Annotated in this window: 14 protein-coding genes; 6 read left to right on the top strand and 8 right to left on the bottom strand. The window is 66.1% G+C overall.

Features of this window, described 5'->3' with window-relative positions:
• Positions 1-96: 96 nt before the first annotated feature.
• Entirely contained in the window at positions 97-903 is an 807-nt protein-coding gene (locus tag AC1DY5_RS24735) for an SDR family NAD(P)-dependent oxidoreductase (protein ID WP_478115648.1), read from the bottom strand.
• Positions 900-1,622 carry an SDR family oxidoreductase gene (locus AC1DY5_RS24730; RefSeq protein WP_478115646.1) on the bottom strand — a complete coding sequence of 241 codons (723 nt, stop codon included), beginning with the start codon at positions 1,620-1,622 and terminating at the stop codon, positions 900-902. Before AC1DY5_RS24730 ends, AC1DY5_RS24735 begins: the two co-directional genes overlap by 4 nt.
• A gap of 145 nt (positions 1,623-1,767) precedes the next feature.
• Between AC1DY5_RS24730 and AC1DY5_RS24725 the strand changes: the two genes are divergently transcribed.
• The 3 genes from AC1DY5_RS24725 (at position 1,768) to AC1DY5_RS24715 (ending at position 4,062) form a co-directional block, all read left to right on the top strand.
• Positions 1,768-2,922, top strand: a complete 1,155-nt coding sequence (locus tag AC1DY5_RS24725; RefSeq protein WP_478115644.1) for a serine hydrolase domain-containing protein — start codon at positions 1,768-1,770, stop codon at positions 2,920-2,922.
• Between the two features lie 9 nt (positions 2,923-2,931).
• Complete coding sequence (locus AC1DY5_RS24720; RefSeq protein ID WP_478115642.1) at positions 2,932-3,105, top strand: hypothetical protein; 174 nt, start codon at positions 2,932-2,934, stop codon at positions 3,103-3,105.
• 129 nt (positions 3,106-3,234) lie between these two features.
• A complete protein-coding gene (locus AC1DY5_RS24715; protein ID WP_478115641.1) occupies positions 3,235-4,062 on the top strand; it encodes a transglutaminase-like domain-containing protein in 828 nt (275 codons plus the stop codon).
• 179 nt (positions 4,063-4,241) lie between these two features.
• Here AC1DY5_RS24715 and AC1DY5_RS24710 read toward each other — a convergent pair whose 3' ends face one another.
• The 3 genes from AC1DY5_RS24710 to AC1DY5_RS24700 all read right to left on the bottom strand — a co-directional run bounded on the left by AC1DY5_RS24710 (position 4,242) and on the right by AC1DY5_RS24700 (position 7,469).
• A complete protein-coding gene (locus AC1DY5_RS24710) occupies positions 4,242-4,616 on the bottom strand; it encodes a response regulator transcription factor (RefSeq protein ID WP_478115639.1) in 375 nt (124 codons plus the stop codon).
• A 483-nt stretch (positions 4,617-5,099) separates the two neighbouring features.
• Positions 5,100-5,672 (bottom strand): hypothetical protein, encoded by a 573-nt coding sequence (locus tag AC1DY5_RS24705; protein WP_478115638.1) that lies wholly within the window; start codon positions 5,670-5,672, stop codon positions 5,100-5,102.
• A gap of 1,086 nt (positions 5,673-6,758) precedes the next feature.
• Positions 6,759-7,469, bottom strand: a complete 711-nt coding sequence (locus AC1DY5_RS24700; protein ID WP_478115636.1) for a tyrosine-type recombinase/integrase — start codon at positions 7,467-7,469, stop codon at positions 6,759-6,761.
• Here AC1DY5_RS24700 and AC1DY5_RS24695 point away from each other — a divergent pair.
• The 3 genes from AC1DY5_RS24695 (at position 7,458) to AC1DY5_RS24685 (ending at position 9,338) form a co-directional block, all read left to right on the top strand.
• On the top strand, positions 7,458-7,898 hold the full coding sequence (locus AC1DY5_RS24695) for a PIN domain-containing protein (protein WP_478115635.1): 441 nt from the start codon (positions 7,458-7,460) through the stop codon (positions 7,896-7,898). The genes AC1DY5_RS24700 and AC1DY5_RS24695 overlap by 12 nt on opposite strands.
• Before the next feature lie 328 nt (positions 7,899-8,226).
• Entirely contained in the window at positions 8,227-8,601 is a 375-nt protein-coding gene (locus tag AC1DY5_RS24690) for a DNA-binding protein (RefSeq protein WP_478115633.1), read from the top strand.
• Entirely contained in the window at positions 8,487-9,338 is an 852-nt protein-coding gene (locus tag AC1DY5_RS24685) for a hypothetical protein (protein ID WP_478115632.1), read from the top strand. The genes AC1DY5_RS24690 and AC1DY5_RS24685 overlap by 115 nt, the downstream gene beginning before the upstream one ends.
• Before the next feature lie 245 nt (positions 9,339-9,583).
• Here AC1DY5_RS24685 and AC1DY5_RS24680 read toward each other — a convergent pair whose 3' ends face one another.
• The 3 genes from AC1DY5_RS24680 to AC1DY5_RS24670 all read right to left on the bottom strand — a co-directional run.
• On the bottom strand, positions 9,584-9,910 hold the full coding sequence (locus AC1DY5_RS24680) for a hypothetical protein (RefSeq protein ID WP_478115630.1): 327 nt from the start codon (positions 9,908-9,910) through the stop codon (positions 9,584-9,586).
• A gap of 136 nt (positions 9,911-10,046) precedes the next feature.
• Positions 10,047-11,282 carry a CaiB/BaiF CoA transferase family protein gene (locus tag AC1DY5_RS24675; RefSeq protein WP_478115629.1) on the bottom strand — a complete coding sequence of 412 codons (1,236 nt, stop codon included), beginning with the start codon at positions 11,280-11,282 and terminating at the stop codon, positions 10,047-10,049.
• 13 nt (positions 11,283-11,295) lie between these two features.
• On the bottom strand, positions 11,296-11,621 hold a 326-nt coding region (locus AC1DY5_RS24670; protein WP_478115628.1), incomplete at its 5' end, for a Bug family tripartite tricarboxylate transporter substrate binding protein.

Genomic DNA, 11,621 nt, shown 5'->3' with positions numbered 1-11,621 from the left:
CCCGCGCCAGCGCCAGCGCGCAGGCGGCGCCGATGCCGCCGCCCGCGCCGGTCACCAGCGCCACTTTCCCTTGCACGCGTCCCGTCATGGCTGTCCTCACAATGCGGTGTACAGGCCGCCGTCGACGGGCAGGTTCTGCCCGCTGACGTAGCCCATCAGGTCGCTGCACAGCGCCACGACGGCGCGGCCGATGTCCTCGCGCGGCTCGCCCATGCGGCCGAGCGGGAACAGGCGGAGGTAGGCGTCGCGCACCGCGGGGTTCTGGGCGAAGAACACCTGGGTCGGCTCGGTGGCCGCGGCGGGCTCGATCGCATTCACGGTGATGCCGTCAGGCCCCCACTCGCGCGCCAGCGACTTGACGAAGCCCCGGTCGCCGCCCTTCAACGCCGAGTACACCGGATTCATTGCCGCGCCGTGCAGCCCGAAGGCCGAGCCGAGCACGATGAAGCGGCCGCACCCGCCGGCCCGCAGGTGCGGCAGCGCGGCCTGGGCGCAATGCAGGTTGCCGTCCCAGGCGACGCGGGCCTGGCGCAGCCAGTCCTCTTCGCTGACGTCCTCGAGCGCGATCGGGTGCGCCGAGTCGCCGCCGGCGTTCGCGTTCTGTACCAGGATGTCGAGCCGCCCCCAACGGGAAACGACTGCTTCGACGGCACGGTGCACGGCAGTTGCATCGCCCACATCGGCCTCCAGCGAGAAGGCCGTGCCCCCTTCGGCGGCAATCAGCGCGACGGTGTCGTCGCAGGTCGAGGCTCGGCGCCCGGTCACCGCCACGCGCGCGCCTGCGGCGGCGAGTGCCAGCGCGATGCCRCGGCCGATGCCGGCGCCGGCGCCGGTCACGAAGGCGACGCGGCCTTCCAGCAGGCCCGAGCCGGTTGTTGTCGTCGTTGCGCTTGCCTGGCTCATGGCACCATCCAGTCGCCGCCGTCGAGGTTGAAGCTCGCGCCCGTCACGCCGCGCGCGCCGTCGCTGCCGAGCCAGGCGATCACATCGGCCACCTCGGCTTCCGCTTCGGGCACGCGGCCGAGCGCGGGCGGCGGGGGACCGAGCTCCGGCGTCTGCGGCAGCGCGGCCTCTGCCAGCGAGGGCGCGTAGCGCTGCGCCCCGATACCGACCCAGTTGAGCCGCATGCCGTGCCGGCCCCATTGCCGCGCCGCCGACTTGACCAGCGTGCGCTGCGCTTCGGCCAGCGTGATCAGCGGGACCAGCCCGGCCGCGCCGACCAGCGCCACCGACGGGCCGACGAGGACCGTCGCCCCGCCCGCCTCGCGCTGCTGGCGATAGACCCCCTGCAGAACATACAGGCTCGTGAGCATGCTGCGATGCACGGCGGACTGCCATTCCCCTGCAGACAGAGCCTCCAGCGGGCGCGACGCCAACGCCGCGGGCGTTGCGCCCGCATGCACGACGAGGTCTGCGCCGCCGGCCTCGCGCGCGGCATGGCCCAGGACTTTCTCGGCGTCCGCGCACGAGCCGGGTGTCACGTCGAGCTCGACAACGCACGCCCCGTGCCGCCGAAGCCCGCGGGCCAGCGCGCCTCCGAGTGCCAGGCCCGGCATGGCGACGATCGCGCGCCGGCCTGCCAACAGTGCCGCACCGGCGTCTTGCGCGACTCCTTGGACCATGCGTTGCTCCTTTGTGACCCGGGCCGGGCTCGTGCGTATCGTAGAAAGCGATGACATTTATATGAACGTCGTTCTACAATATAAACCACTCACGGCGCCGCAGCAAGAGCTGCAGCGCTTCTTTTTTCGATAGCAGGAGACCCGCGTGACCCCGCCCTTGCTCGACGCCAACCCTCCGGTGCAACGTGCCATCGACGACGCGATCGCCAGCGGGCGCGAGATCGGCGTTCAGGTAGCCGCCTACCATCGCGGCCGCCTGGTGATCGACGCGTGGGGCGGCCTGGCCGATCCCGCAAGCGGACGGCCGGTCGACGGCGAGACGCTCTTCAACGTCTACTCGGTCACCAAGGCCGTCGCCGCCACGGCGGTACACATGCTGGTCGATCGCGGCCGGCTAGCCTACGACGCACCCGCGGCGAGCTGGTGGCCCGAGTACAGCGCGCATGGCAAAGGCAGGACCACGCTGCGCGACGTGCTCACGCACCGTGCCGGCATCCCGCAGATGCCGCAGGGGATGACCCCGGAACGCCTGTGCGACTGGACCTGGATGACCCGCGCGATCGCCGACCTCCAGCCGCTGGCAGAGCCCGGCACGAAGACCCTGTACCTGTCAATGACCTTCGGATGGATCCTCGGCGAACTCGTGCGCCGCGCTGACCCGGACCATCGATCGCTCGGTCGCTTCGTGCGCGAGGAGATCGCTGCGCCGCTCGGCGCGCCGGACCTCTGGATCGGCATCCCCGATGAAGTCGAACCGCGGATCGCGCGGCTGATCGACGCGATGCGGCCGCTGCCGGCCGAGCACCTGCCGCCGCTCTATCTCGCCTCCATGCCGCCCGAGGTCGCGCTGGGACCGGCGGTGTTCGAGCGGCCCGAGGTGCGCCGCGCCGAGGTGGCCGGCGTCGGCGGCATCTTCACGGCACGCAGCGAAGCACGCTTCTGGGCCATGCTGGCCGGCGGCGGCGAGCTCGACGGCGCACGCCTGCTCTCGGAAAGCCTGGCGGCCACGCTGAACACGCCGCGTGCGCACAGCGATGAGCCCGATCCGGTGATGTTCGGCTTCCCGCTCCCGATCACGATCGGGGGCTACTGGTTCGGCGGCGAGCATCCGCCGGTGTGCTCGGCGAAGAACCCGCGCGCGCTCTGCCATCCCGGCCAGGGCGGCTCCATCGGCTGGGCCGATCCCGATGCGCAGCTCGCCGTGGCGATCTGCCACAACCGTCTGTTCAACCCGGCCACACGCGACGAAGACGCGATCCTGACGATCGCCGAGGCCGTGCGTGGTGCATTGAAACTCTGAAGGATCACCATGGGCGCCATTCCCCGCATTCAGGATTTCGACGACCCGGCCTACGACCCCTTCGTCTCCGATGACGCCGCCTTCGCCGACCACGACGACCCCTACCCTCACGATATGCCGCATTGGCGTTGGACTACGTCGCTTCGCGTAATCGTCCGTATGCGTCTGTCCGTGGCATCTTGAGGTGACGTGGCCGGTGGCCGTAATCGTCCAATCACTCACCGATGCCGGACAGGACTACGATGAGCGCCATGGCAGCCGGGCACCAAACATGCTTGATCCGCCTCTCACCTCCCTCATCGTCAGCGAACCATGCTTATCAAAATCGGTTTCGACATCGAACTCGGCGTCACGGCGCCCACGGCGCTGATCTACTTGCTGCGGCTGCATCCCTCGCGCGCCGGAGACATCCAGCCGGGGGGGAGCATGACGATCAGCCCGCCGCTGCGCACCGACTACTACACCGACGCCTTCAATAACCATTGCGCACGCGTAGAGATACCGCTCGGAGTGAGCAGGGTGCGCCTGCGCAACGAAGCGGTGGTCTTCGACACCGGCTTGCCCGATCCGGTCACGCCAGGCGCCGTCGAGCATGCAACGGCCGATCTCCCGGTGGCGACGCTCCAGTTCTTGCTACCGAGCCGCTATTGCGAAGTCGACAGCGAACTGCTCCAGCTCGCATGGAGCCTGTTCGGCGGCGTGCCGCCCGGATGGCGGCGCGTGCAGGCCATCTGCGACTTCGTGCACGGGCACCTGCGCTTCGACTACCAGCGCGCGCGGGCCACGCGCACGGCGCTGGAGGCCTACCGCGAGCGCGTGGGCGTGTGCCGCGACTTCACGCACCTGGCAATCACGCTGTGCCGCTGCATGAACATCCCGGCACGCTACGTCACGGGCTACCTCGGCGACATCGGCATCGCGCCGGTACGGTACCCGATGGATTTCAGCGCCTGGTTCGAGGTCTACCTGGGCGATCGCTGGCACACCTTCGACGCGCGGCACAACATCCCGCGCATCGGGCGCATCGTGATCGCGCGCGGGCGCGACGCGGCCGATGCGCCGATCACGATGGTGTTCGGGGTTAACACGCTCGAGCGCTTCGAGGTGACGACCGACGAAGTGATTCAGTTCGCGACCTGAGGCGCCTCAGTGGGTTGCGGGCCGGCAATCGAGCGCAATGGCGCATCGCATGCACCTGGCCGGGACGAGGTTCCCCTTAGTCAGGGTCAATCGCTTTTCAACGACCGCTTCCGGGAAGGCCGTTCAGCCGCATTGGGCCCAAAGTCAGCGGGCGCCATGCGCGATTGACGACTCCGCCTTCAGGCGGAATCCCATCGAAGGGCCTTGTAAATTGCGTCCAGCAACTGATGCTGCCCGTAGGGCTTCTGCAAGAAGTCCACGGCACCGCCTTTGATCGCGCCGAGGGCCGTTGGAATGTCGACGCTGCCGCTGACAAAGACGATCGGCAGGTGGGCACCCATCTCCCGCAGGCGCTCCTGCAGCGCGAGTCCATTCATGCGAGGCATGTGCAGGTCAAGCACTAGGCATCCGCACCAAGTCCGGTCGAAGGCTTCCAGGAACTCGAGYGCCGAACTGAAGACCGCAGTCGCCAGCTCGACCGCATCAATCAACTCGTGAACAGCATCGCGACACGCCTCGTCGTCATCAACGATGAATACAGTGGGTTCGCTCAAAGTCTTGCCCTTTCAAGCCGTGCTGAGCTGGACGAGGTCCTTCAAGGCCCAGCGCTTTCGCCCTGGCGCCCAAGCTACTGCCAGCCTAACGCCGGGTTGAGTTTTTCGACATTGGCCTTTGGTGCAGAAGAGTCACCTTCTTGGTAGCACCTCGGTCTTACTGTAAGCCTCTGTAAGCCATAGGGAAGGACCCGGCCATCTGGGCTATGACGCTGCACTCAGCGTGAGTTTCCCGCATCGAACGAGGCCGGCTGTACGTCACCTATCACAACACCCACCCCAAGCCCTGCATCCGGACGGCCAGCGCCACAGACATCCTGGCCAAGGTCACCCGGGCGAAGGCGRCTGTCGCCGCTGTGGCACGCGCTGGCCGTCGCGAACGGCCAGCGGACTGTTCTACCTTTGGTCGAACTCGCCTTCCAGTCCATGGGGCGGTCATTCAGGTCGCCACGACATCAACCTACACATGGCAGCCACCACGTGTCAGCGCCCCTCATGTAGTCCGTCGACATAGAGCGTGTCCGCTTCAACAACCCGCGCATGGATGTCGTGCGCTTGGATTTCGCGTGATTCCACGACCGGCGCGTGGATGTCTTCGCCGTGATGGCCACCTGGCTCGCCCTTCACCCTATAGACAACCCGCGCGCGCACCGTGTCCGCATGGACATTGTGCGCTCGGATGACATGCGCCCGAACGACGTCGCTATGGATATCGTGTGCATACACCGCCTGAGACCGAACATGCTGACCGCGGTAGCGCGGCTCATACACGTTCTCATACCAATCTTGCTGCACGAAATAGACCGGCTGGCCGCACGCATGGTAGCGACGACAGTACCTGCGCCAATCCTTCGCGTGCTCGGGCGGCACGTACAGATAGATGGGCGGCTGAGCCGTCTTGGTGGGCGGCGGCTCGATCACTATCGGCTCGGGGTAGATGACCTGCGGTTGGGGCGCATTGCCGATGTCGATGCGGCCGTGGAAACCTGGTTGATCGACGTTGACTGACACGCCAACGTCAGCCGCCAGTGCCGGGGCGGTGGTGAGCGCGATCAACGCCGAGAATAAAAACGCCTCATGTATTCGGTCTTCGGTTTGCGTCGGTCACTGAGTTCGGCGCGCCACAACTGGCGCCCCGAAAGACATCTTCGTCACAGAGCGCCGCGAGGCGCAGCCACGCGGAGGGGAGCAAATACGTGATGATTTCGGCCACCGGACGCGATGCCGGCCGACCCGCCACTTGATGCGGCCCCTTCATATTATCGCGCCTGAAAGCCGACGCCGGCGATCCGTGGTCGGTCTTCGGCGGCTGCGGAGTTGCTCGCGGCTATTCGCGGCCGACCCACCGAGCCGCAGGATTGGGCTCCAGCACGGCCGCAGCGTCCTCGTCGGTACCGCACGATCGCCAATGCCCGCTTTCACGCGCTGAACTTTGGGCAGCCTACGACGGCAACGGGCCCAATCCGGAAGTACGTGTCGTGACGCTGAATTCGACGCCGCTAAGCCGGCCTTCAGAAACGCGCGACAACTGCTCCTTACCGACCAAACTGACACCTTCCAGGAGTGTTAGCGCTGGTGTAAATCCGCATCTATTCGCTGGTGAGGACGCGGTTTTACGACTTTGATGGAAGGCGCAGAGACGGTGCCTGCATCTGTCGCGCCTTTTGAGGGGCGAGCCCTGGCCGAGCGCAGACTTGCCCTGGCGCGGCGCCGATTGACGAACCCTGACCGTACCCACGGGTGCAGCGCGGCAGCACATTCAGGGCAGAACCCATGCGTTTGGGCTGCCTCAGTCGCGGCCGAAGGCTCGATACTGGCCAAGGACGGGCTCAGCGGTCGGCGCTTGTTGCCAACCCTGATGCGTCACAGAGCCTGCATCCTGGGCGCCAAGCCCACGTCGCTCCTTCTGTCGCAAGCGCCACCTTCGCGTTCGCTCGACATGATTGACTCGCCCGATGCCGCTGGACTGGTACCTCTGGCCAGCGGCCTGCTGAGCTTCAACTCGTGCCGCGCAGGAGCAAGACTGGCCGCAGTAAATCTGGCCACGGTCACAACGGCTACAGAGCACGGTGCGTTCGCGTCATCGGGCACACAAAAACATGCGACCAAACCAATTCCATCACGGGGTAATCGAACGCTCTCTCACCCCGTCATGCCCGCAGCTATGGTGCACGCCAGGCGTTCAGTTGGCATGCACCACAGGGCCCAACTCGACCGTCGGCAGCGCGTCCATGTCGGCGCGCAGGCCCACGCTTCTGYAGCCCATACCGCAGCGTAAGGTGCCCACCACCCCGCTGTCGCCCACGTTCTCCTGCACCTGGACGCCGAGCACCGCAGCGCCAGCAGCACCGGCGTCTGCCCTTCCCTGCCTTGCAACGCATGCGACCCATGTGAGTGGCGAAGCCAGTGCGTGCTCGCTTTTTTCAGCTGCAGCGCGTCCACCCCTTCGAGGCTGTCGGCCGCCTGCGCCAGGAACGCCTTGATCGCCTGGTAAAGCCCCGAGGCCGACCAGGATGGCGGCCGCTCGAACTCGGTGTCGAAGCGCGCCATCACATGGATGCCCTGGTTGCTCGGCGCGCTCACTTGCCGCTCGAAGCCATGTCGGGCCAACTCGTCGCCGAATTCGTCGACCAGCTCGGCCGGCACGGGCACCTGCCGGCTGCGCCCGCCCTTGCCGGTGACCGACACCATCCAGTCGGTCGCCATCGTCCCATCGGCCGTCTTGTAGTCGACTTGCGCCAGGTCCTCGCATTTCACGGCGGTGATCTCGGCCAGGCGCAACCCGGTCGCATAGAGCCAGCGCATGCCGCGCCGAAGCCGCCGCCCGGCCTCCGTGTCGACATGATTCTTCAACAGCGCATCGACGTGGTCCCACTGGGCGAAGGTCAGGAGTTGCGGCGGCCGGAAAAGGCTTCTCCGGCAGTCGTCGCATGGGCGGGATCTGTCACCCAAGACGAAACCTATATCTCGGCCATCACAGTCTACGAACTCGAGGTGGGAGTGCAGCAGAAGGAGCGTGTCGATGCCGCACAAGGAACCATCCTCCGCGCCTGGCTAAGTAGACAGGTGCTCAGCGAGTTTGCCGAGCGCATCATCGAAATTGACGGCAGCGCCGCAGCCATGGCGGCAACCTTGACTATCGCGCATCAGATTCCAGCGGCGGACGCGTACATCGCGGCTTCGGCCATCACCCGCCGTCTGACGATCGTCACTCGCAATACCAGGCACTTTGCGCCGACCAACGCGCCGATCATCAACCCTTGGGATTTCAATTCGGGTTGATCTGCGCGCCTTGCGCACGCCGATCGCGCGGCGGCGGCGGCGCGAAATAGGTGGGTTGGCTGCCGATCCGTTTGGCGGCGGTCGAACAGCTGCGGGTGCCTTGTTAAAGGTGTTCGACCTGTGCGCGAATCGCATCCCACGATCTGAGCTACTCCGACGCCTTTCGCACAACATGCTCTTTTGAATACGCGCCTCATTTATTATCGCAAGTAAATATAGGCTGGGTGGAAACCCGGGTCTCCGGCTGTATGAGCATGCGGTTTTAGGAATTCTTGTGCGCGTGAGGTGGTCCCTGGAAGACGACGCGCGACGAGCTGAAAGGTCAAAAATGGAAACGAACGCATCGAGCTCCACATTCCCGCCGCGCGGCGGCCGCGGCATCCAGGAAGCCCAGGTTTGGGAAGCCGCGGACGCGCTGGTGCACGAGGGCCTGCGCCCGACCATCGAGCGCGTGCGCCAGAAGATCGGCAGCGGCTCGCCCAACACCGTGAGCCCGATGCTGGAGCACTGGTTCGCCACGCTCGGCAAGCGCCTGGATGGCCATGGCGCCAACTTGGCCGACGGCGAGGCGCACCAGCCCCCTTGGCCGTGGTCCAGGCCGCCAAGCAGTTCTGGGACGCCGCGCGCCGCGTGGCCGACCAGGTGCAGATCCAGAAGACCGAGGCAGCACGACGCGAGCTCGAGCTGCAGCGTAACGCCCTGACCCAGAAGGAAGCAGACCTCCAGCAGCGCGAGACCACCTTCGACCAGGCCCGAGTCGCGCTCGACGAGGCGCTGGCTTCCTCGCGCCAGGCGGTCACGGCAATGGAGGCCCAGATGCACACCCAGCAGCAGGGGTCCGCTCGTCTGCTGAGCGACTCGGAAGCCGAGGTGCGACGCCTGCGTAAGGCCCTAGACGAGGCCGTGGCCAGCAAGGAAGCCCTGCGCGAGAAGGCGGCGATGGAACTCGGCGCGGTGCAGCGCGACGCGAGGGAAGCCGAGCAGCGCCATGTCGCCCACGAACGCCGCCTCCTGGCCGACGTCGACCGCGAGCGGGTGGCCGCCCGCCAGGCAGCCGCAGATCTTGCGAAGGAGCAGAAGGCCCGCGCCGCAGATCTGGAATTGGCTCGCGGTGCGCAAGAAGCAGCCAAGCAGGCGCTGCAGGTCGAGAAGGCCGCGCACAGCGATGCCGCCGCCGCCTGGTCGCGCCAGCAGCAGGAGATCCAAGTGGAGCTGGCCACACTGCGCGAGCGCGCCGCCGGGGCAGAGCACCGCGCTGCTGACCTGACCGCACAGCTGCAGCGCCAGCAGGGGCAGGCCGAGCGCGAGATTGCACAGTTGCGCGAGAGCCAGGCGGCGACAGCGGCGGCGCTGCGCCAGCTTGAGGCCCACCACGGCGGCGAGGGAGCCGCGAAGCCCGCGCCTGGCCGTGCAGCGAGGGGCCGGAAGCCTTCGGAATGAGCGCGCGCGGCGAGAGCCGGACGTATGTTTTCCCATACGGTGTTTCTCCGGACCGAGTTCAGCCTGGGGAGTAGGCGGCCCAACGAACAACACGCTACTCAACCTCGTGGCACAGCAAACACCGAGGACGGCGCAGGACGTAGCCCTCCAGTGCTTGGTTCGATGGGTGAGGACCTATTGGACCTATCGATGCAACAAAGCGGCAATAGCATCTGCAGGGACGGCTTCCGGCGCCCTCCCCTGTCTTACCGCTGTAGCCGCTGATGCTCTTGCTGCGCGTTGCGATTGCCCTCATGTAGGTTCCTGCGTTCACTCTTCTCGTGGTCTTCCGGCATGCTGTTGGCGCTGACCGCCGTTCTCGGGCTTCTCAATGCGATTGCAGGAAGCGTCGTGGTACTAGCGATCCCCGAGGTCTTGCCGAGGCACATCCGCGCGACAGGACTGGCGATYGCCTGCGCAATCGGAGTGGCGATCTTTGGCGGCAGCACACAGTTCGTGGTGACTTGGCTTATCGGCGCACCGGCAAACCCCGCCGCACCGGCGTGATACGTCGCGATAAGCAGCGCGATCACAGCGTTGGCCGTCCTTGCTTTCCCCGAAACTCGGAATCGAACTCTCGAGGCCTAGGGAGACGACGTCAGCGACAGGCGCCACCGTCGCCAACGCAGTGACTTCATGTCCGCGTGCAACTGTTGGCAACTGTTGCAGCTAGGAAGGACAGTCGGGCTGCGGCACAACAAGCTTGACCGCCCCAGTGCTTGCCAACTTCTTGATGTCGTCGGCCCCGTAGCCCAACTCTCGCAGCACATCCTGTCCGTGTTCGCCGAGCATGGGTGGCGGGCGACGCAGTTCTGGCCGCACGCCGTCGAATCGAAGCGGCTGCGCCACCGTCCTCAACGCGCCCAGTTGAGGGTGCTCGTAGGGAACGATCATTCCGCTCGCGGTGGTGTGCGGATGATTGGAGAGCTCCCCCAGCGAATGCAGCGGCGAGCTCGGAATTCCCGCCGCGCCTAAATCTTTCAGCCAGGCGTCGCGCGTACGGGTAGCGAGCACGTTACGCACCATCGCAACCGTCTCGGCCCGATGGGCGACGCGATCAGCGTTGGTCCTGAAACGGGGGTCATCGACGACGGCCTCGAGGCCGACGGTCTCACAGAAAGATCGCCAGAGCGTGTCGTTGGCCACACCAAGGATCAACGGCCGATCGGCAGTCTCGAAGGCCTCATAGGGGCACAGCGACTCGTGCCCGGAGCCCGGCCTCTCGGGCTCGGTCCCACGCTCCCAGAAACCCTGTAGGAAGTATCCCAGAAAACCAGTGGCGGAATCGAAGAGCGAGGCCTCGACCAGCCCGCCGACGCCGGTGCGGGACCGCTCGAACAGCGCGGCAAGTACACCGATCAGCGCGTGCAGGCCGGTCGCCTGATCAACTGGCGAGAACGGGCTGCGCACCGGGGGACCATCGCGCTCGCCGGTGATCGAGAGCATCCCACAGAAGGCTTGCAGGATGACGTCGTAGCCCTTGTCGCTGCGCATCGGACCGACGGATCCGAATCCAGAGATGTTGCAGTACACGAGGCGGGGATTGCGCGTGCGTAGTGCTTCCGATCCGACCCCGAGGCGATCGGCGACGCCGGGACCGAAGCTGCTGATCACCACGTCGGCCGAGTCCGCCAGACGCAGCACGATTGCCAAGCCTTCCGGATGCCGCAAGTCCACGGCGATGCTGCGCTTGTTGCGGTTCGCGCTGAGGAACACGGTGCCGGTCGGCGACGTGCCTTCCTGGGTAGCGCGAAACGGCGGCCAGCCGCGCGTCTCGTCGCCGTCGCTGGTCTCGACCTTGATGACATCGGCGCCCATGTCTCCAAGGTACTGGGCACACAGGGGACCGGCTAGGACCTTGGACAGATCAAGTACCTTCACTCCCGAAACAGGCGTGGCGCTCATGACGCTTCTCCTTTCAACTCGGTTTCAGCCCTGCGGCGCGGATCAGCCGGCCCCATTTCTCCTTCTCCGTCGCCACGAAKGTGCTGAGTTCGGTACCGGTCTTCGCCACTGGATCAATCCCCAGTTCGAGCAGCTTTTCCTGAACGTTGGGGCGCTCGAGGGTCTTGGCGAACGCATTGGCAAGGAGGCGTGAGGTCTCGGGCGAGAGGCCCTTGGGAGCGTATATCACGGTCCATCCAACCAGCTCATACCCCTCAACGCCCTGCTCCGCCACTGACTTCACGCCGGGCAAAAGCTTGCTTGACTTCGCGGAGTTAATACCCAGCGCCTTCACTTGTC

Source organism: Variovorax sp. P4_D9 (assembly GCF_056401695.1).
This window is presented reverse-complemented; position numbering and strand designations above follow the sequence as displayed.